Origin of the sequence: Lysinibacillus sp. NPDC086135 (genome assembly GCF_044746345.1) — a bacterium.
Lineage (GTDB): Bacteria > Bacillota > Bacilli > Bacillales_A > Planococcaceae > Lysinibacillus.
In genome coordinates this window covers 179,827-200,259 of record NZ_JBIVCA010000008.1, presented here as the reverse complement: position 1 = coordinate 200,259, position 20,433 = coordinate 179,827, and the positions used below count along the sequence as shown (strand labels likewise).

The following is a 20,433-nucleotide window of genomic DNA, read 5'->3' as shown; positions in this document are numbered from 1 at the left end:
ATACTATTTATTAACCACTGGTCAATAAGGGGGATAATTATGTCGCCACGTAAGCCGTCAACAAAAGATTTGACGAAAGAAATGATTATAAATGAGGCTCATAAGCAATTTATCACGAAGGACTTTCATCAAGTATCAATGCGTAGTATTGCGAAAGGGCTTGGTTGTAGTCATGGGGCTATTTACTATCATTTTAAAAATAAAGCAGAAATATTTTATGCAATAGTAAGTGACTATTTTTCTGAACTAAATAATACTTTAGATGAAAATATGAACGGTCCTGAAGATCATAACATTAAACTACTGAATGTTTTTGTAGGCTATATGGCGTTTGGTTTAAATAATCAAAGTCAGTATGAATTAATGTTTATAATGAGGGATAGTGAAATTGATGGGCTTTCGCAAGAGGCAGCGAACCTTAGTTACGAAAAATTTGCACAAGCTGTACAGTCCTTATCAATGACAGAACTGCTGATTTCAGATATACATTCTACATTCATTGCTCTTCATGGATTTGTTACACATTATCGTCATTATGTAAAAAATTATGAGGAAGCGAAAGAAGCAGTGGATATACATGCAAAATTTCTTATCAAGGCTTTAATACATATTGAAAGTAGCTCTAGTAAAAAAATCTAGAGCTTCATTTAGTAGTTATTTGACCGCTGGTTAATTAATAGGGGAGGTAATTTAATTTGCAAACAGCATTGGTTATTGGGGCATCTGGTGGTATGGGATATGCACTAGTAAATGAACTAGTAAGTCGAAATATACAGGTGAAGGCATTTGCTAGAAATAAAGAAAAGTTAGTTGCACTTTTTCAGCATCACAAAAATGTAGAAATCATTTCGGGTGATGTATTTAATGAACAGGATTTGATGAAAGCTTCAAATGGTGTGGATATTATTTTTCATGCTATTAGCTTTCCATATCAAGATTGGGAAAAACTCCATATGCGATGTGTAGACATGGTGATTAACATAGCAGAAAGGAGAGGAGCGAAAATTGCACTAGTAGATAATATTTATGCCTATGGAAGACAATCAACAAACCCTGTAATAGAGCAAGCTAAAAAGGAACCACAAACGAAAAAAGGGAAAATTCGTTTAATGATGGAAAATAAATTAAAAAACAGTAATGTACCCTCGTTAATTGTACATTTCCCGGATTTATACGGACCAAATGCAGAGAATACAATACTCTATGAAACGTTAAAAAATGTAGCGCAAGGTAAAAAAGCCAATTTTGTAGGAAATATGCAGGTGAAAAGGGAATTCCTTTATACAGTTGATGGCGCAAAGGCTATGGTTGAGCTTGCTTTACGTGACGACACATATAATCAGAATTGGAACGTGCCAGCCGTTCATCCAATTACAGGGGAAGAACTAGTAAAAATTTTACGTGAAATTACAGGTTTCAAAAAAGGCATTCGTACAGTTTCTAAAGGCATGATCCAATTTATTGGAATATTTACCCCTGATATGAGGGAAGTGGTCGAAATGTTGTATTTAACCGAAGAACCAGTCATTTTAAGTGGAGAAAGATACGAAAAGGAAATAGGCGCTTTACCACGTACTTCATATCGAGTAGGGCTAGAAGAAACGCTTGCCTGGATGAACAAGAGGACATTAAAATTAGAGAAGAACTTTTAAGAGTTAATGAAAAAATCCGCATAATCTTCTAAAGGTAAAACTAAAACTTACCTTTAGAAAATATAGCGGATTTTTGTTATTAGTTATTCTTATAATTTGAATTTTTGTATGATATTACGAAGTTCCTGTGCCATCTCAGCTAAATTATTTGAAGACGCCGTAATCTCCTCAATACTAGCTGACTGCTCCTCGGAAGCAGCAGCTACATTTTGAATGTTTCCTGATGCTTGAACGGCAATTACACCAACTTCCTCTACAGAAATTGCAATGTTGCTAACCCCGTCATTAATATTGGAAATGATATTATTGACAGAATCCATTTCTTGAGTAAGAGAAGTAATATGCGAATATATTTCTTTAAAGGCTTCACCTGATTCATTAAACGTAATTGAGCTTTCTTCAAGGTTACTGTTACTAATTGCCATAGATTTTACAGCTTGCACAGACTCTTCCTTAATCGTTTCAATACGTGTTCGAATACTGTTGGTTGCCGCTAATGATTGGTCAGCAAGTTTACGTACTTCTTCAGCTACAACCGCGAAGCCTTTACCATGCTCACCAGCACGTGCTGCTTCAATAGAAGCATTTAGAGCGAGTAAATTTGTTTGATCTGTAATCTCATTAATTAAGGTTACAATGTCGCCAATCTCATTTGAGTATGTGCTTAAACGTTCCACAACTTTTGAAGCCTCTTGAATAGCATTAGATGTGACAACCATCTTTTCTGTAGCACTTTGAATCGTCGTATTGCCTTTTTCTGAAATAGAAGAGGCACTAAATGCTTTAGTAGTGACATCATTCACGCTCGATACAACTTCTGACATCTTTGTGGAGATTGTCGTAATATGACTTTCTACTTCTTCAAGAGAGGAAGTTTGTTTATCTGATCCTGCAGCTACATCTTGCATTGAAGATGTAATTTGTTGAATTGAGGCACTTGTTTGCTCAGAACCTGCCGATAATTCTTCAGACATAGCAGCTACTTGCTCAGCATTTTCAGCAATTTGTTGAATAAGTGAGCGTAAGTCTTCTGTCATATTTTCAATGCCTTCAGAAAGCTGTGCAATTTCATTAGAACCCTTTATTTGAAGAGGTTCAACAGCTAAGTCTCCTTGTGCCACCTTACCAACATAGTTAGTCATATTTTTAATTGGTTTTATAATCCCTTTACTAATGAAATAAGCCACAATAAAACCGAATATCAAAAACATCACGGTCATAATGATACAAGTCCAAAGAGTCTTCGTTTGAAGTTTAGAAATGAAGGAAGCGTCCATATCTAAACCAAAAAGAATATCCGTATCTTTAAATGGTACAAAAATGGATTTATGAATACCGTATTCATCTTTATAAATATCACTAGATTGAACGGTTCCAGTATTTAGCGCTTCATTCATGTCCTTAGTAAAAACATAGCCCTCTTGATAATCATCTTTCTTACTTAATGCCACAATATGTTCTTTGCCATTTGCACGTGAAAGAACGTAAGCATTTTGAATATCGTACTCGTTCATTGTTTCATTTAACTTATTTAATATTCCTTCATATTTATCCTTATCGCCGTTATCTGCAGCTTTAACATCTTCTTTATCTATATCATCAAAAATTGTTTGAGATATTACCTCTAATGATGTCTCAAATTGTGTAATAACAAAATTATCGATAATCTGATAAGACGAAATAAATAATACGATACTAAATATGACCGAAATAATAGCAATTGGAATAGTAAAACTAGCAATATATTTATAGAGTAAAGAGCTTTTAAATTTTTTGACTATACTCAACTTTAACATCCTCCAATACTTTCACCTTTTGTTGTAAAAAATGAATCATATCACTAATATGTTCTGTCTCTGTATAAGGAGAGATTGAAAAGAATTTTGCGGCAGCGACTGGAATTTGTTGTTTTGTATCGCTAGTGTTGACAGTGCAAACTCGTGTAGTATCACCGAAAAATACTTCGTCGCGACCTTCTCCTATAATTTCAAATAAAGAAGCGTTAAGGCCATTAATATATTCAATCTGATCTTGTGCATAGCTACCTGATTGTTCAGATTTCCAATTAAAGCCTTCAGGATACAAACGAAATGCTGTAACTGGTCCAATATTAGACTCATTGACTACTTGTAACATTGGAATTTTCTCAGCTAACTGCGCACGGAATGCTAAATTTACACGCACATAATTTGCTAATATTTGTTGGTAACCTTCTTTCCCAAACGCCTGTAATGCAGCGTAAATAGCAATTGAACTACCCATACGAGAGCACTCTAATGTATAACCTGTATGATAAGAACCATAGCCCCGATTACCAACATAAGGTGTGTCGAAGTCCTCGATATCTAATAGCTGTAAATGTTTTCCTTCTTTTATTAAGAATAAGCTTGTTAAATAAGGCGTTTGACCAAGCTTTTGGAAGTCGAAGCAAAGGCTATCTGCAATAGGTAGATATTGCATACGTTCTTTAATTTGTTCCAGTGCTTGTAAAACATTAGTCTCTAACTGAAGTGGATTTGCCTTGAAATCATAATCGTTGAAAAATGCGTAAAAACCACCTAAAGCTGAATCAGCGTGAATATGTATAGGTTTTAATGAATGTTTTTGTTCAAGGTCAGTTGTAACTTTTTTGATTGCTTGTACATCATCAATGGCAAATTGATCTGTAGCGCCTGTTGTAGCAACTACGTACACTGGAATACCACCATTTTCGATCACTTCAGTCATACGCATACGTAAATCTTCGATATCCATTGAATGGTCTTTGCCAGCTTTAATACGAATTAAATGTTTGCTACCGATGCCTACTGCTTCAATTGATTTTAATAAGCTGTAATGTGCATTTTCTGAAGCAAAGCAATATAAATTATTTGGTACGCCATCTTCTTTTGCGTTAGGGAATTGTTTAGCAATCGCAAGACGAAGTCCACTGAAAACAGCCCCTTGTCCACCCCAAGTTGTGTAACCAAAGCTTTGAGTATAGTCGTAGCCAACTAATTTCGACATCATTGCTACTACCTTTACCTCACATTCTGCGGCAGCAGGTCCGTATACATCCCATAGATTGTTACCGTTAAGTAGCGCATTTGTGAATTGTCCTAATATACCAGGAATGCTAGCCATTGGTAAAACATTTGTTACAAAGTTACGTGTATGGTAAGGATGTCCTTGCATCAATTGCGTTAAATCATTCACAACCTGATCAAGTCCGACACCTGAAGTTGGTACTTGATTTTCTTGCATTAACTCTTTATAGAAATTGTCAGAGCGCTCTTTCATTGGTCCAAGAGTTGTTGTTTTTGGGTTTTTTAACTCATCTAATGATGTAACAATTTTCTCTAATAGGGATAAAAAATTCTCCCTTTGTTCGATATTACCATCTTCGCTTTGGAATAATTGTTGGATTTTTTTCATGTTCATCATCCTTTTTAGTTCGTTTTTCCTCTATTTTTTTATTTAACAAAAATAGGTCGTTTTACTAAAATTATAATAACATATTATAACAAAGAATGAGTTTATATTTTATAGGATAATTATTTTCAGTTATTTCCAAATAATCTGATTTAACTTAGAATGAAATATATGGAAAAATATTATAATGGATTATGTTCGTAAATGTTGAATTAAAGGGGTTTTTATGACTTTTTTTAATACAAAGCTAATGATGGGAAAGTGCTAGAAGGAGGTGGGGATTTTTACAATCAATACTATTTTAAAAATAATATTGTTTTATTTAAGAGTGGTGAGTATTTTAATGCTTTATGACTATTAAGGGTAATAAATATCTATTAATTTACTTTTAGTCAAAAAAGATTCTACATAAGTTTTTCATCTGTCTAGTGATGGGAGCATATTACATAAACACGTCTTACAATACCTATAATTTTTTCAATGATAAACCATACTAATATTGAGGTGAAAAAATGTATAAATTGCTATCGCATAATGATTTAGATGGAGTTAGCTGCGGGATTTTAGCCAAGCTTGCCTTTCAAGATCAAGTAAAGGTTAAGTACAATTCAATTTCAGCGTTGGACCGCGAAATTGAGTATTTTTTAGACAATAACGAACAAGATACATTTGTATTTATTACTGATTTATCTCCAAACGAGGAAAATGAAAGGAGGTTAAATGACTATTATATCGCAACGGGCAAAGTTCAATTGCTTGATCATCATAAAACGGCTTTACATTTAAACGATTATGAATGGGGTAAAGTATCAATAGAAGATGAAAAGGGCCATTTAACATCCGCAACGTCTTTACTTTATCAGTATCTTGTTACACATGGATTTTTAGAACAAAGGAATTCCATCACAGAATTTGTAGAGTTAGTGAGACAGTACGATACGTGGGAGTGGGAAAAGAATGATAATCAGCAAGCACGTCGACTCAATGCACTCTTTTTTTTAGTATCAATCGAAGAGTTTGAAGAAAAAATGCTTGAACGTTTAAAGATTAGCGACCATTTTGACTTCGATGAATTTGAAAAGAAAATTTTAACAATGGAAGAGGAGAAGATAGAACGGTACATCCGTCGAAAAAAAAGGGAGTTAGTGCAAACATCGATAGGAGAATACTTTACAGGTGTGGTTTATGCAGAATCGTATCATTCAGAGCTTGGTAATGAATTGGGAAAAGAAAATGTACACCTTGATTTTATAGCTATATTAAATATGGGTGGCAAAAAAATTTCATTTCGTACGATTCATGATCACATAGATGTTTCGGCAATTGCAGCAGAATTCGGAGGGGGAGGGCATCAAAAAGCAGCGGGTTGCTCTTTAACGGATGAAGCTTATGAGCAGTACGTGGCGCAAATATTTCATATAGCACCAATACCAGAGGATGCGAAACGAAATCGCTATAATTTAAGGTTCTCTTCTTTTGGGACAATGTATAAAAACCTTAAGGAAGAATTTTTCCTCCTATATTCAATAAGTGATTTTGATTGGGTAATTGAAAAAAATAAACTTCCATTAGATCAAATCTTTACAAGTTTTTATGAAGCAGAATGGTTTTTAAAAAGAAATTATCAAGCATGGTTAGTGAAAGATGAGTTATTTGTAGATTATTTAATGGAAGAAGCCAAAAAGGTTCGTCATCAAGAGTAAGGATAAAGGATAAAGGATTTACGCACAGTTTTGTGTGTGAATCTTTTTTTACTCTTGGGGAGGTGGTTGTCGATAAAATTCAAAAGTTGGGTGATAAAACATGAAAGTTAGTCGATAAAATTCAAAAGTTGAGCGATAATTCCTGAAAGTGTTCGTTAACTGAAAAGGTGGATGTCGTACTAATTGTTTCAACACATAAAAGGAATTTAAATTATTTCTATAGATACATAGTGAAATCAGCCAAACCTTGACATCGTTAGAGGTTATATAATGTCCAATTGAAAACTACAATAAATAAAAAGCATTTGTGAAGACATACTTTCTTAAAATGAGGTGTATATGGTGTCCAATGATATACTTCTTGTCGAGAGTGAGCCTAAGGAAAATCGAGGGCGGAAAATATGGTTTATTGTTGTATTGCTTTTATTGGTAGCTACTTGTGTAATTGTTTATTATTTTTTGTTTAAGAAGGATTTAAATTTTGAAGCCTACAAAACAGTGATCGATAAAACTGCTGAAAATAGTCTCGGACGTTTAACGTTAAATGAAATAATTATTGATGATAATCAAATACTATTGAATGCTACCTTTAAGCCAGTAAAAGGCTTAAATTTCGACTACCGAATCTTTTTCTTTCCACAGGTTTTTGTGAATGGAAAAGAGTTCACGGTTAGAAATGGAGGACAGACTATCCAACAATCTGATAAAACCTATACAATCTATAGTAGTGTGAAATTAAGTGAACTACCAGATGATAAAATATTAAACTTAGATATTCGTTATAACGACTGGAACGGCGAAAAAAAAATTGACGTGCCGTGGGAATTTCAAGTGGAAGCTTCACAAGAGCAATTACAAGAAGATAGAAAGGTCTTCCCTGTTGAGAAAAAAGTAAAGCTTTTAGATGGTCAGGAAATAACAATAGAGGAGGTTGTTTCTACACCTATATCAACAACAATATACTTTCATTCAGAGAAAAGCTTACTCAATGAAGCGTTGCATTTTAAAATCCAATCAGCAACAGGGGAATCTTGGCCATTTAACGTAGCATATCCTTTGAATGAAGAGTATACAAAGTGGGGTGTTCGCCTCGATGCATTATATTTAACGGGGAAGAGCTATGAGCTTATTCCGGTAGCTGCAAATGGAAGTGAGCTTGGCTCTGCCGTCAAGATTGGAGATTAAGAACGAAAACATGACTCCCATATTTTTTTAAAACTTTACAATATCTTAAACCAAAAGGTTGATTACCCCTTGTACTATAAATATAGACGACATGGAAAGTAGTTGAAAATATTGCAAAGGTTATGGGAGATTTTTTTAGTTTCGCTTACATTAGGTTGTACATCTTTTGGTGGCCCCACTGCACATTTAGGGTATTTTCAAAATGAATATGTTCAGAAGCGTAAATGGTTATCTGATCATGACTACATTCAGCTTGTTGCACTCAGTCAATTTTTACCTGGGCCAGCATCGAGCCAGGTAGGGATGGGGATTGGCTTATTAAGAGGCGGTTTTTTTGGGAGTATTGTGTCATTTGTTGGTTTTACATTGCCGTCAGTTTTGCTACTTATGGCATTTGCGTATTTCTCTGTACATACAGAGATGGATATGGGGTGGATTCATGGTTTAAAATTGGTGGCCATTGCGATTGTTGCACAAGCTATTTTTGATATGTCAAAAAAATTAATCCTTAGTATTCGCCATCTTATAATCGCTTTGTTGGCACTGGTGGCAGTGCTTTTGTGGGTCCATCCACTTGCTCAAGTGACGACTATTATTGTGGCTTCTTTTCTCGGCTATCAATTTTTTAAGAAAATCAATCAACGAGAGAACCCAGAAGAAACGGTTGTACCTATTTCAAAAACGACAGGTAAATGTTTTTTAGCACTGTTTGTTATACTTCTTGTTGGTTTACCAATTGTTAGCCCACTAATACAATATGAATGGTTTACGATCCTTGAAAAGTTTTATCTATCAGGTGCATTAGTGTTTGGTGGAGGTCATGTCGTATTACCTTTACTAGAGGCACAGTTTGTCCAAAGTGGGTTAATAAGTTCTTCAGATTTTTTAGCAGGATACGGATTGACACAGGCAGTCCCAGGTCCATTATTTACCTTTGCTTCCTACATAGGTATGGTCATTGCTGGAGTACCTGGGGCCATTATCGCTACGATAGCTATTTTTTTACCGGCATTTTTGCTAATAATAGGGGCAATGCCTTTTTGGCTAGCTCTTAATCGTTTCGCCGGATTAAGAAGGGCGATGGCTGGTGCAAACGCAGCAGTTGTTGGAATATTAGCCGCAGCTTTTATTCATCCGATTGTGACACAGACAATTCAAAATGGTTTAGACATAGTACTTGCAGCCGCTTTTTTATGGTGCTTGATGAATTGGAAAGTTCAACCTTATTTGCTCGTACTAATTGGCATTTGCGTAGGAATTGTATGTTATTAAGGATACAAAAAAACCAAAACCATTATTGCATTGGTGTTGATTTTTTTTTTGTGAAATGAATTGAAAGCTTAGATAAACGCTTCTTTTCGAATCGCTAGTTTCTTCATATGATGTTATAGAGATTGGCGAGAAATATTTAATTGTTAGCAGCTGCTGAAATATTGCCGTTACACTGCTTTAGAATTTTGCGGATATATAGCTCCTCGTTTGTATGTCCAGTAGAGTTAACACTACATTTGGTTTTCCGGGAGATTACATCGTATATGAGGAAGTAAGTAGAAGTATTGGCAAAACGGATGATGAACAGAAAAAAATCTTCAGTGAAATTTTAACACCAATGTAGATGGATTCACGACTGTAACTATTGGAAGTGTTGTTATTGCGAGTATATATGTATCGATATTATAAGTATTGGATAATGACAAGATGTGGGTTATCCAAAAGAGAAAATAGTATGCTTGAGGAGCCTTCAAGCATACTATTTTTTTACTTTTAAGAAGTTTAAGGAGTCTATTTCTTTCTATTTCTTCTCGCGAAAGGACGTATAGCCAAAACCACATTCAGTATAGGAAAATCGTTTTCATGTTAGAACAATGATTATATGGATGGGTTGTAAAATTTATAATGCCTTTCGTTTGTTTGCTGCTGGTATTCCTAACTCTTTACGATATTCTCTAATTGCTGTTCATACAGAAATTGTCACAAGTTCAAGTGTTGTATATTGTAGTAATTCAAAAGATGTGTGTAATTGAGGTGTCATCATCATTTTCTGTTGCGGTTGTTGCTTTAAAATTATGTCCATCATAATTACTCCATTTCTTGTTTTTAATTAGCACAACAAAAAGGTGTGAATTTTCGGATAATAATGTTAAAGTAACATAGTTTTGATTTAGTTATTTTACTAACTTGATTCATGGCGTTCCGTGCCGCTATTGTTTATAATGAGGAAATGGAAAAGACTAACGAGAAAGAAGGGATAGTTATGGCACGAGGTGTTTACATTCATATTCCTTTTTGTCATCAAATTTGTAATTATTGCGATTTCAATAAATTTTATTTTAAAAATCAACCAGTGGATGAATATATAGAAATGCTTGGCAAGGAGATGGAGCTTGCGACAAAAAAATATCCCGAGAGTTTTAAGCAAATCGAAACGATATTTCTTGGTGGCGGTACACCAACAGCACTATCACCTAAGCAAATAGACAGACTTCTTGAGCTTATTCGTACGTATATTCCGATGGACAATGTGACAGAATTTACATCAGAGGCCAATCCGGACGAGCTTTCAGAAGCAAAAATGCAAGCATTGTTTGACGGTGGTGTAAATCGCTTAAGTATGGGTGTACAATCCTTTGATCAAGAGTTGTTAAAGAAAATTGGTCGTACTCATAGCAACAATCATGTTTATGAAACAATTGCCTTGGCGAAAAAGGTAGGCTTCAGAAATATTAGTTTGGATTTAATGTACGGTTTGCCGGGTCAGACGATGGCACAATGGAAGGACACCTTAGAAAAAGCGTTCGCTCTTAAAATACCACATTATTCTGCTTATTCACTAATAGTGGAGCCAAAAACGATTTTTTATAATCAATACACAAAAGGGAAGCTCCATTTACCAACTGAAGATCTTGAAGCGGATATGTACGATGTGCTAATGAACCAGATGGAGGCGTATGGACTTCAACAATACGAAATAAGTAACTTTGCTCAATCTGGTTTCAGTTCTAAACATAATAAAATATACTGGGAAAATGATGAATATGCAGGATTTGGTGCTGGTGCTCATGGGTATTTAGCGGGTCAGCGTTATTCAAATCATGGACCATTGAAAAAGTATATGGATGCAGTAAATGCAGGGGAACTACCAATTGTCTATGAGCATGTTGTAACAGAGAATGAGAAGCGCGAAGAGCAAATGTTTTTAGGTTTGCGTAAAACAGAAGGAATTACACACTCTATATATGAAGAAAAATTTAAAGAATCAATGTATAGGGATTACTCATATGTCATAGAAAAGTTAGTTTCAGAAGGTCTTTTGGAACAGGATACTAAAGGAATTCGACTTACGCGAAAAGGTCGCTTTGTAGGTAATGAAGTATTTCAACAATTTTTACTAGAAGATTGAGCGATATCGTTGACATAAAATGTAGGATTTGATAACTTAATAATAGTATTAGCACTCCTCTTAGTTGAGTGCTAACAGAGGTGATAATCATGCTAACAAATCGGCAATTACAAATATTGCAAGCTATCGTAGACGACTTTATTATGTTTGCACAGCCGGTAGGTTCTCGCCAAATCTCCAAAAAGCAAGAGATTACATTTAGTCCAGCCACAATTCGAAATGAAATGGCGGATTTAGAGGAATTAGGCTTCTTAGAAAAAACGCACACTTCCTCTGGTCGAGTGCCTTCGGAAAAGGGTTATAGATTTTATGTAGATCATTTGTTGAATCCCCAAGGCATTAATTCGAGGGATATTCAGCAAATCCAATCAATTTTTAACGATCGCTTAGTAGAAGTAGAGCATATTATCAGAAAGTCAGCCAATATTTTATCAGAACTGACCTCGTATACATCGATTCTTTTAGGACCAGATGTTCAAAGACATCGAGTAAAACGATTTTCAATTGTGCCACTTTCTAGCGATACAGCAGTAGCGATTATCGTAACGAATAACGGGCATGTAGAAAATCGCATGTTTAGTTTACCGCCTAATTTTACCGCTACTGATTTAGAGAAAATGGTTAATATCTTAAATGAACGACTAGTTGGTGTTTCATTAGAGGATATTCATAAAGAACTCGAAGCTGAAGTGCTAACAGTATTACACCAGCATGTTCGATCAGCGGATGATTTTATTCACGCTCTCGTGACAGCGACGATGCATAATTCAGAAAGTAAAATTTTCTATGGCGGTAAAACAAATATGTTCAACCAACCTGAATTCCACGATTTAAATAAAGTCCGTATGATTTTGGACTTAATGGAAACGACTAGCCAAGTGCAGTCACTCTTCCATCCTAATGAATCGGGCATTCACATTCGTATTGGTTCAGAAAATAAACAACTAGAAATGGAAAACTGTAGTGTCATTACGACCACTTATTCTATTGGTGAAGATCAGCAAGGGGCTATAGCAATTATTGGTCCAACACGAATGGATTATAAACGTGTTGTTGCTTTACTAGACGTAATGCGCTTGGATTTAACACAAGCCTTTACGAAGAATCGTAGTGATTGATAATGAGGAGGATAAAAGTGACGGAAAAAACTGAAAACAAAGACCTTGTACAGGATTTACAAGCTGAAAATGAGGTAGAAGAGACAGAAGTAGTAGAAGAACAAAAAGCTGAATTAACAATCGAAGAACAGTATGAAGCAAAACTAGCTGAGTTACAAGCAAAGCTAGCCGACGAGGAAAATCGTCATCTACGCTTACGTGCTGACTTCGATAATATTCGCCGCCGCAATCAACTTGATCGTGAGGCTGCTGAAAAGTATCGCGCTCAGAGCTTACTGTCTGATTTATTGCCAGTAATTGATAATTTTGAACGTGCCTTACAAGTTGAAGCGACTTCTGAAGAAACTGCTTCCATCGTGAAAGGTATTGAAATGGTGTACCGTTCTCTGATAGAAGCTGCTGAGAAGGAAGGCTTACAGATTATTAAAGCTGAAGGGGAGCAATTTGACCCTAATATTCACCAAGCTGTCATGCAAGAGCAAGATAGTGAAAAAGAGACGGGTGTTGTCTTACGCGAGCTTCAAAAAGGCTATATGTTAAAGGATCGTGTATTACGCCCAACAATGGTATCTGTAAACGAATAGACTTAGTACTATTTAATTTATTACATTTAGATAGAAAACGCATCATTTGCGTTTAAATAATAGGAGGAAATTTTTATGAGCAAAATTATCGGTATTGACTTAGGAACAACAAACTCTTGTGTTTCTGTACTTGAAGGCGGAGAACCAAAAGTAATTCCAAATCCAGAGGGGAACCGTACAACACCATCTGTTGTTGCGTTTAAAAATGGCGAACGTCAAGTTGGTGAAGTAGCGAAACGTCAATCAGTAACAAATCCTAACACAATTATTTCTATTAAATCTAAAATGGGTACATCTGAAAAAGTTAAAGTGGAAGATAAAGAATATACTCCACAAGAAGTTTCTGCAATGATTCTTCAATACTTAAAAGGCTATGCTGAAGACTACTTAGGTGAAAAAGTAACAAAAGCAGTAATTACTGTACCTGCTTACTTCAACGACGCTCAACGTCAAGCTACTAAAGATGCTGGTAAAATCGCAGGTTTAGAAGTAGAGCGTATTATCAACGAACCAACAGCTGCTGCACTTGCTTATGGTTTAGACAAACAAGATACAGATCAAAAGGTATTAGTATTTGACCTTGGTGGCGGTACGTTTGACGTATCTATTCTTGAATTAGGTGACGGTGTATTTGAAGTATTAGCAACAGCTGGTGATAACAAACTAGGTGGGGACGATTTCGACGATGCTATCATCGAGTATCTTGTAGCAGAATTCAAAAAAGAAAACGGCATTGACCTTTCTAAAGATAAAATGGCTATGCAACGTCTTAAAGATGCGGCTGAAAAAGCGAAAAAAGACTTATCAGGTGTAACATCTACTCAAATTTCTTTACCATTCATTACTGCTGGTGAAGCTGGTCCATTGCACTTAGAAATTGCTTTAACTCGTGCAAAATTTGACGAAATTACATTACCATTAGTAAACCGTACAGTAGGTCCAGTACGTCAAGCATTATCTGATGCAGGTCTTTCAACATCTGAAATTGACCAAGTAATCTTAGTTGGTGGTTCTACACGTATTCCAGCAGTACAAGAAGCTGTACGTAAAGAAACTAATAAAGAGCCACACCGCGGTGTAAACCCTGACGAAGTTGTAGCGATGGGTGCTGCTGTTCAAGGTGGCGTATTAACTGGTGATGTAAAAGACGTAGTTTTACTTGACGTAACTCCACTTTCATTAGGTATCGAGACTATGGGTGGCGTATTCACAAAATTAATCGACCGTAACACTACGATCCCAACATCTAAATCACAAGTATTCTCAACTGCAGCGGACAACCAACCAGCAGTAGATATTCACGTACTACAAGGTGAACGCTCAATGGCGGCAGACAATAAAACATTAGGCCGCTTCCAATTATCGGATATCCCACCAGCACCACGTGGTGTACCACAAATCGAAGTAACATTCGATATTGATAAAAATGGTATCGTATCTGTTAAAGCGAAAGACCTTGGTACAAACAAAGAACAAACTATTGTTATTCAATCTGATTCTGGTTTATCTGAGGAAGAAATCGAGCGTATGGTAAAAGATGCTGAAGCAAATGCTGAGGCGGATACTAAACGCAAAGAAGAAGCAGATCTTCGCAACGAAGCTGACCAATTAGTGTTCCAAGTTGACAAAACAATTGCTGACTTAGGCGAACAAATTACAGAAGATGAGAAAAAATCTGTTGAAGATGCTCGTGACGAACTGAAAAAAGCGCTTGAAGCTGGCGAATTAGAAGGCATTAAATCTGCTAAAGAAAAACTAGAAGGCGTATTACAGCCATTAGTTATGAAAGTATATGAACAAGCTGCAGCAGCTGCTCAAGCAGCTCAAGGTGGCGATGCTGGTGCAGATGCTGGCGCTGGTAAAAAAGACGATATCGTAGACGCTGATTTTGAAGAAGTAAAAGACGATAAATAATAGTAAGTAACACAGTTGAGTGAAGAAGCCAAAGACCGCTTGCGGCTTTGGCTTTTCTCTTTATCTTAGATATATCCACTCACATTTAATCGTCTAGATGCATAGGTTATGTGCGAGAAATGTGAAAAAACATATATGCAACATTTTTAATGAATATTTAATAATAAAATAGAGGCAGTTTTTTTAACTGCGTGATACAATAGATTTTATGCAAAAAGAGCGGAGTGTGAATCATGGAGAAACGCGATTACTACGAGGTGCTTGGTTTAACGAAATCGGCTTCTAAAGATGAAATTAAAAAAGCATACCGTAAATTATCAAAACAATACCATCCTGACCTTAATAAAGAGCCAGGTGCAGATGAAAAATTCAAAGAAATCGCTGAAGCTTATGAAGTTTTAAGTGACGATCAGAAAAAAGCACGCTATGATCAATTTGGCCATGAAGATCCAAATGCAGGCTTTGGTGGTGGCTTCGGGGGCGGCGGCTTTGGCGGCTTCGAGGATATTTTCAGCTCATTCTTTGGTGGTGGCGGTCGCCGTCAGGATCCGAACGCACCACGCAAAGGTGACGACCTTCAATATCGTATGAATATTACATTTGAAGAAGCAATTTTCGGGAAAGAAACAGAAATCGAAATTCCGAAAGATGAATTATGTGATACTTGCCACGGTTCGGGTGCAAAACCAGGTACTAATCCTGAAACATGTTCAACTTGTCAAGGTGCGGGTCAAGTAAATCAAGCTGTAGATACACCTTTCGGCCGTATGATGAATCGTCGAACTTGTTCTACATGTCATGGTACAGGTAAAAACATTAAAGAAAAATGTTCAACTTGTCGTGGCGAAGGTAACGTTCAGAAACGTAAGAAAATTAAAGTTAACATTCCAGCAGGTGTGGATGATGGTCAGCAAATTCGTGTGTCTGGTCAAGGAGAGCCAGGTATAAATGGCGGCCCGGCGGGGGATTTATATATTATGTTCCGCGTTCAAGGACATAAAGAGTTTGAACGTGATGGCGATGATATTTATTACGAACTAAAACTGACATTCCCACAAGCAGCTCTTGGTGATGAAATAGAAGTCCCAACGGTTCATGGAAAAGTAAAACTACGTATTCCTGTGGGAACACAGTCAGGTGCGCAATTCCGTCTAAAAGACAAAGGTGTCAAAAATGTACATGGCTATGGTACAGGAAATCAATATGTAACAGTAAAAGTTGTAACGCCAGAAAAATTAACTGAAAGACAAAAGCAACTACTACGTGAATTTGCGGAAATCAGTGGTGACATTCCTGAAGAACAAGGAAGCTCACTATTCGATAAAATTAAGAAAAAATTCCAAGGTGAATAATTAGAGGAGCTGAAGAGCTACGTGAAGTGGTCAGAATTATCCATTCATACAAAAAATGAAGCGGTAGAAGCAATTTCGAATATTTTGCATGAAGCAGGGGCAAGTGGTGTAGTTATTGAGGATTCTGCAGAATTTGCGAAGCCACGAGAGGATCAGTATGGTGAAATTTATGCGCTAAATGAAGCGGATTTTCCGAGAGATGGTGTTATTGTTAAGGCGTACTTATCGGAGTCTAGTTTTTTAAATGAAACAGTCGAAGAAATTAAGGCGGCTATAACAAATTTAACGAACTTCAACATCGATATTGGTGAAAATGTTGTATCGATTGTGGAAGTTAACGAGGAAGATTGGGCAACAGCATGGAAGCAATATTATCATCCTGTAAAAATTTCTGAACGCTTTACAATTGTACCAACATGGGAAGAATATGTACCAGTATCAACAGATGAATTAATGATTGAATTAGATCCTGGTATGGCCTTTGGTACAGGAACACACCCTACAACTGTTATGTGCTTACAAGGGCTTGAGAAGGTTGTAAAAGAGGGTGATACAGTTATCGATATCGGTACGGGTTCAGGCGTTCTATCAATTGGTGCAGCTTTACTAGGAGCTAAGAGCGTACATGCACTTGATTTAGACGAAGTAGCTGTTCGTTCAGCACAAGAAAATGTTGCATTAAACAAAGTAGATGATAAAGTATCTGTATTCCATGGAAATCTATTGGATACAGTTAAGGAACCAGCTGATGTCGTTGTGGCTAATATTTTAGCAGAAATTATTATGTCCTTTACTGACGATGCATTTTCAGTTGTTAAACCGGGTGGATTATATGTCACTTCAGGCATCATTGGCGCGAAACGTGATGATGTAAAAGCAGCACTAGAAGCTTCAGGGTTTGTAATCGAAGAAGTATTACTAATGGAAGATTGGGTAGCGATCATTGCCCGTCGACCACAATAAATTGATTGAGGAAGCGCCAAATCGTGAGCCGAGTGCTGGCGATTTGGCGTTTTCTCTTCTTGCTATAAAGGAGTATGGTAACATGCAACGCTATTTTATTGAGACGACCATTGAGGAAGCACGTATTAGTGGAGAGGATGCGCGACATATTGAACGAGTAATGCGTATGAAAGAAGGCGACAAAATCGTTGTAGTTGCACAAAATACCGCTCATATATGTGAAATTGTAGCCTTCGAAGCCGATGAGGTACACGTTCAAACTACAGGTGAAATTATTCCTTCTCCAGAGTTACCTGTTCATGTAACAGTGGCGTGTGGTTTGCCAAAGGGCGATAAACTAGAACTTATTACGCAAAAGGCAACGGAGCTTGGAATGTTTGCCCTAATGCCATTTGAAGCAGAGCGTTCCATCGTTAAATGGGATAAAAAGAAAGGTGCCAAAAAGCAAGAGCGGCTACAAAAAATTGCAAAAGAAGCAGCTGAGCAATCCCATCGTACACATATCCCAGAAATTTATGAACCAATCTCTTTTAAACAGCTACTAGAACAAGTTGGCCATTTCGACGCCGTATTTATAGCAGATGAAGAGGATGCAAAAGCACAACAACGCACAAGATTTGCGGAGAAGTTAAAAAAAGTGTATGACAAGAAGTCGAAATCCGTTCTTATTATCTTTGGTCCAGAAGGTGGCATTGCTAGAAAAGAAGCAGATGCACTGCTTCAAGCCGGTGCCCAAACGATGTCATTAGGGCCCCGAATTTTACGTGCAGAAACAGCGCCACTATATGCACTGTCTGCAATATCTTATGAATTTGAATGAAATAGGCATTTAACCTTGTCAAAAGAGCCTTTTCAAACAATGGCTGTGCATGGGTAAACGGCAATATAATGACGTGTAAGTGCAGTCATTGCAAGGTTTGAAGGAATAGGAAAAGACCACAATCAATGACTGTTTTTTATTAATAATCCTAACAAAAAGAGCCGATTCAAAAAAAATTGAATCGGCTCTTTTACATTGTAGTCCAAAACAGACTCGTTAGAATAGGTTTAATTTTTTAGTAAAATCCCCATTTAAATATTGTAGTATTCTTACTTAAATGGGGTGGATATTCTCCCTATTATCATTGACATTCATTTTAGTTTTTATTTAGGAACTTGTAAGAAATAATTATTTTTCAAAGACGTTGTTGTTTTATTGGTAGTTAGTTATTTTTTAAAGAAAGCTTTAAGAAATAATGAAGCATCTCTTAATTATTTCTATTTGTGTTTATTTCATAAATTATATTTTTCAAAACATAAGGCATTCACCTTTTTGTATAGTTTAGTTTCGTCGCGACAATCATACCCATTTTGGGGAGAAGCCCGTTTTTTATTGTTTTATATCTTAATTATTTATTTTTGTAATTGCTTCTATGATCTATTCTGCAACCTTAATTGCTACAGGACTATATACTATTTCCTTTCCTGAATGATTTAGTATTTGTTTACATGAAGTAGGTAAAATACCAATTACCGTTTCAATAGTAGTTTAGTTAGTTGGGTTGGATTCGGCATTTTTCGTATTATGGGAAAAAGTAAGTGAATATTTCAGCGATTTAACTGTGAGGACCGAGTTTAAAGAAAAGCTTTAAAACACAAGTAAGACTCAACTCAAAAATCCCATTTTTATTATAAGTAAATAAACTAGTATACAAGTCCATGTATAGTTTTAAGTTCTTCATATTCTACTATAGAGCGCTCCTAATACTAAAAAATGAAAAGAGGGAATTTTTTTGAGTGATCAATTAGATATTCAAGTTAATCAAGTCGAACCTTGTCCAGTAACATCAACAGAACAAATACCATTAACTACTGAGGTTACTCCAGTAGTTGCTACACCGTTAGTGACGCCAACTATTAAAGTTCCGGTTGTACTTGCAGAACCAACACTTCAAATTGTTGTAGAGTCGGATATTACGCTTACACCTGCAGCAACTGAAATCAAAAGAGTGAAAAAAAATGTATTCCTGAATCAAGTGAAACTAGTACCTGTTGCTTTTGCACGTATTGGCACTACTGACTTTTTTGCGGTAACAAGAGCTAAATTATTTGTAGCAGGACATATTCGCAAAAATATAGAATATGCTACAGCAGCATGTAACGCGGCACTCCAAGATAGAATTGCCGATGTTCCGTTTTCAGGTTTTACAGACCTTACTTTCCCACAAACACTTGGAGGCCCTACTCCGATTTTAGGAATTTCCGAGTTTGCCGAAGCGAACTTCCTTAATGAAACTACGCAAATGGATGCTCGATTGGATAAAGCATTCTTCCAAAATCTAGTTAAATACAATGAACAACCATTTGGCGAGTTAGTAGCTGCAAACTTCTTTGAACTTGACTTTTCACCGGTTATGGCAGCACCAGAAGGCACTTTCGACACATTACGTGAAAAAATCGTGCTAGAGCTTACTGTAAAAGTACTGCAAGTTCAACAAATTCGCCTTGGAGTTGGCACTAATGTTATAACTCCTGTTCTTACAGGGCTTACTCCTCCAGTTAGTCCGACTCCTCCGACTCCTCCGACTCCTCCTTCTAATCCTTGTTGTTAATCTAGGTTTTTAGAGGAGCATAATAGATAAGAAAGGGCATTTCGTAGGCACTGAAAAAATCTAAAATTTTTGTTGGCAGTTGAAAGTTCGGTTAAATCGAACTTTCAACTGCTTTTTGTATTAAAGGATCTATCAAATAATTGAGTTGAAAACAAAATAGTGGATAGATAAAATTTTGGGTGCGATCGTCTCTCAAACACATGGGTATCTTAATTGCTACCTGAAATTTGGAAAAGTACTCTGTGACAAAAGTAAAAATAAAGCATAAAATGGATTGTAATTAGTGCAATACCTAGATCAAAATAAAAGTAGCTCATAATCGTTTGACAATATTTTTAAAAAAGGGACATTCATTAAAAGCTTTACACATCTATAAATATATTCGAGCAAAAATAGAAGAAAAAGTGTTTAGCTGTTATCAAACATTAAAAGAAATGAAAAGGGCAGTTTTACCAATCCCTATTCATCATGGCAACGTAAGTAAATGAAAACGGGTTATTCGTGAGTTTTTCCCTGAAGAAAACGATTTTGAACATGTTTCTCTTATCGTAGGATTTTAT

At 36.1% G+C, this 20,433-nt stretch carries 17 protein-coding genes; 14 read left to right on the top strand and 3 right to left on the bottom strand.

Annotated features, from left to right (window positions below; genetic code table 11):
- The first annotated feature begins 39 nt into the window (after nucleotides 1–39).
- Nucleotides 40–639, top strand: a complete 600-nt coding sequence (locus tag ACIPKN_RS12680) for a TetR/AcrR family transcriptional regulator (protein WP_400936477.1) — start codon at nucleotides 40–42, stop codon at nucleotides 637–639.
- Nucleotides 640–695: 56 nt separating this feature from the next.
- Nucleotides 696–1,652, top strand: coding sequence for an SDR family NAD(P)-dependent oxidoreductase (locus ACIPKN_RS12675; RefSeq protein ID WP_400936475.1), 957 nt, complete (start codon nucleotides 696–698; stop codon nucleotides 1,650–1,652).
- Nucleotides 1,653–1,741: 89 nt separating this feature from the next.
- On the opposite strand, the gene ACIPKN_RS12670 is transcribed toward ACIPKN_RS12675, so the two are convergent.
- Together ACIPKN_RS12670 and ACIPKN_RS12665 are read right to left on the bottom strand one after the other, a co-directional pair.
- Nucleotides 1,742–3,448, bottom strand: a complete 1,707-nt coding sequence (locus ACIPKN_RS12670; RefSeq protein ID WP_400936473.1) for a methyl-accepting chemotaxis protein — start codon at nucleotides 3,446–3,448, stop codon at nucleotides 1,742–1,744.
- Complete coding sequence (locus ACIPKN_RS12665) at nucleotides 3,417–5,066, bottom strand: pyridoxal phosphate-dependent decarboxylase family protein (protein ID WP_400936471.1); 1,650 nt, start codon at nucleotides 5,064–5,066, stop codon at nucleotides 3,417–3,419. Before ACIPKN_RS12665 ends, ACIPKN_RS12670 begins: the two co-directional genes overlap by 32 nt.
- 509 nt (nucleotides 5,067–5,575) lie before the next feature.
- Between ACIPKN_RS12665 and ACIPKN_RS12660 the strand changes: the two genes are divergently transcribed.
- The 3 genes from ACIPKN_RS12660 (at nucleotide 5,576) to chrA (ending at nucleotide 9,223) form a co-directional block, all read left to right on the top strand.
- Entirely contained in the window at nucleotides 5,576–6,766 is a 1,191-nt protein-coding gene (locus tag ACIPKN_RS12660; RefSeq protein WP_400936469.1) for a DHH family phosphoesterase, read from the top strand.
- Nucleotides 6,767–7,105: 339 nt separating this feature from the next.
- Complete coding sequence (locus tag ACIPKN_RS12655; RefSeq protein ID WP_400936467.1) at nucleotides 7,106–7,951, top strand: DUF4179 domain-containing protein; 846 nt, start codon at nucleotides 7,106–7,108, stop codon at nucleotides 7,949–7,951.
- A gap of 111 nt (nucleotides 7,952–8,062) precedes the next feature.
- A complete protein-coding gene (gene chrA / locus ACIPKN_RS12650) occupies nucleotides 8,063–9,223 on the top strand; it encodes a chromate efflux transporter (protein WP_400936465.1) in 1,161 nt (386 codons plus the stop codon).
- A 685-nt stretch (nucleotides 9,224–9,908) separates the two neighbouring features.
- On the opposite strand, the gene ACIPKN_RS12645 is transcribed toward chrA, so the two are convergent.
- Complete coding sequence (locus ACIPKN_RS12645; protein ID WP_400936463.1) at nucleotides 9,909–10,028, bottom strand: hypothetical protein; 120 nt, start codon at nucleotides 10,026–10,028, stop codon at nucleotides 9,909–9,911.
- Between the two features lie 177 nt (nucleotides 10,029–10,205).
- Here ACIPKN_RS12645 and hemW point away from each other — a divergent pair, with 177 nt between their 5' ends.
- From hemW to ACIPKN_RS12600, 9 genes are all read left to right on the top strand, one after another.
- The gene (gene hemW, locus ACIPKN_RS12640) at nucleotides 10,206–11,351 is read left to right on the top strand and encodes a radical SAM family heme chaperone HemW (protein WP_400936511.1); all 1,146 of its coding nucleotides are present in this window, start codon (nucleotides 10,206–10,208) and stop codon (nucleotides 11,349–11,351) included.
- Nucleotides 11,352–11,440: 89 nt separating this feature from the next.
- On the top strand, nucleotides 11,441–12,469 hold the full coding sequence (gene hrcA, locus ACIPKN_RS12635) for a heat-inducible transcriptional repressor HrcA (protein WP_400936461.1): 1,029 nt from the start codon (nucleotides 11,441–11,443) through the stop codon (nucleotides 12,467–12,469).
- Between the two features lie 17 nt (nucleotides 12,470–12,486).
- Nucleotides 12,487–13,053 (top strand): nucleotide exchange factor GrpE, encoded by a 567-nt coding sequence (gene grpE, locus ACIPKN_RS12630; RefSeq protein ID WP_400936459.1) that lies wholly within the window; start codon nucleotides 12,487–12,489, stop codon nucleotides 13,051–13,053.
- Between the two features lie 75 nt (nucleotides 13,054–13,128).
- The gene (dnaK, locus tag ACIPKN_RS12625; RefSeq protein ID WP_400936457.1) at nucleotides 13,129–14,967 is read left to right on the top strand and encodes a molecular chaperone DnaK; all 1,839 of its coding nucleotides are present in this window, start codon (nucleotides 13,129–13,131) and stop codon (nucleotides 14,965–14,967) included.
- 233 nt (nucleotides 14,968–15,200) lie between these two features.
- Nucleotides 15,201–16,319 carry a molecular chaperone DnaJ gene (dnaJ, locus tag ACIPKN_RS12620; RefSeq protein ID WP_400936455.1) on the top strand — a complete coding sequence of 373 codons (1,119 nt, stop codon included), beginning with the start codon at nucleotides 15,201–15,203 and terminating at the stop codon, nucleotides 16,317–16,319.
- 21 nt (nucleotides 16,320–16,340) lie between these two features.
- Nucleotides 16,341–17,282 (top strand): 50S ribosomal protein L11 methyltransferase, encoded by a 942-nt coding sequence (prmA, locus tag ACIPKN_RS12615; protein ID WP_400936453.1) that lies wholly within the window; start codon nucleotides 16,341–16,343, stop codon nucleotides 17,280–17,282.
- Between the two features lie 82 nt (nucleotides 17,283–17,364).
- Nucleotides 17,365–18,102 (top strand): 16S rRNA (uracil(1498)-N(3))-methyltransferase, encoded by a 738-nt coding sequence (locus tag ACIPKN_RS12610; protein ID WP_400936451.1) that lies wholly within the window; start codon nucleotides 17,365–17,367, stop codon nucleotides 18,100–18,102.
- Nucleotides 18,103–19,054: 952 nt separating this feature from the next.
- Nucleotides 19,055–19,873, top strand: coding sequence for a CsxC family protein (locus ACIPKN_RS12605; RefSeq protein WP_400936449.1), 819 nt, complete (start codon nucleotides 19,055–19,057; stop codon nucleotides 19,871–19,873).
- Nucleotides 19,874–20,196: 323 nt separating this feature from the next.
- Nucleotides 20,197–20,361, top strand: coding sequence for a hypothetical protein (locus ACIPKN_RS12600; RefSeq protein ID WP_400936447.1), 165 nt, complete (start codon nucleotides 20,197–20,199; stop codon nucleotides 20,359–20,361).
- The last annotated feature ends 72 nt before the right edge of the window (nucleotides 20,362–20,433 follow it).

Coding starts and splice junctions, on each gene's coding strand:
- hemW (WP_400936511.1), top strand. CDS start 10,206: ATGGCACGAGGTGTTTACATTCATATTCCTTTTTGTCATCAAATTTGT.
- ACIPKN_RS12655 (WP_400936467.1), top strand. CDS start 7,106: ATGGTGTCCAATGATATACTTCTTGTCGAGAGTGAGCCTAAGGAAAAT.
- dnaK (WP_400936457.1), top strand. CDS start 13,129: ATGAGCAAAATTATCGGTATTGACTTAGGAACAACAAACTCTTGTGTT.
- dnaJ (WP_400936455.1), top strand. CDS start 15,201: ATGGAGAAACGCGATTACTACGAGGTGCTTGGTTTAACGAAATCGGCT.
- ACIPKN_RS12660 (WP_400936469.1), top strand. CDS start 5,576: ATGTATAAATTGCTATCGCATAATGATTTAGATGGAGTTAGCTGCGGG.
- ACIPKN_RS12680 (WP_400936477.1), top strand. CDS start 40: ATGTCGCCACGTAAGCCGTCAACAAAAGATTTGACGAAAGAAATGATT.
- ACIPKN_RS12670 (WP_400936473.1), bottom strand. CDS start 3,448: ATGTTAAAGTTGAGTATAGTCAAAAAATTTAAAAGCTCTTTACTCTAT.
- ACIPKN_RS12645 (WP_400936463.1), bottom strand. CDS start 10,028: ATGATGGACATAATTTTAAAGCAACAACCGCAACAGAAAATGATGATG.
- ACIPKN_RS12610 (WP_400936451.1), top strand. CDS start 17,365: ATGCAACGCTATTTTATTGAGACGACCATTGAGGAAGCACGTATTAGT.
- hrcA (WP_400936461.1), top strand. CDS start 11,441: ATGCTAACAAATCGGCAATTACAAATATTGCAAGCTATCGTAGACGAC.
- ACIPKN_RS12665 (WP_400936471.1), bottom strand. CDS start 5,066: ATGAAAAAAATCCAACAATTATTCCAAAGCGAAGATGGTAATATCGAA.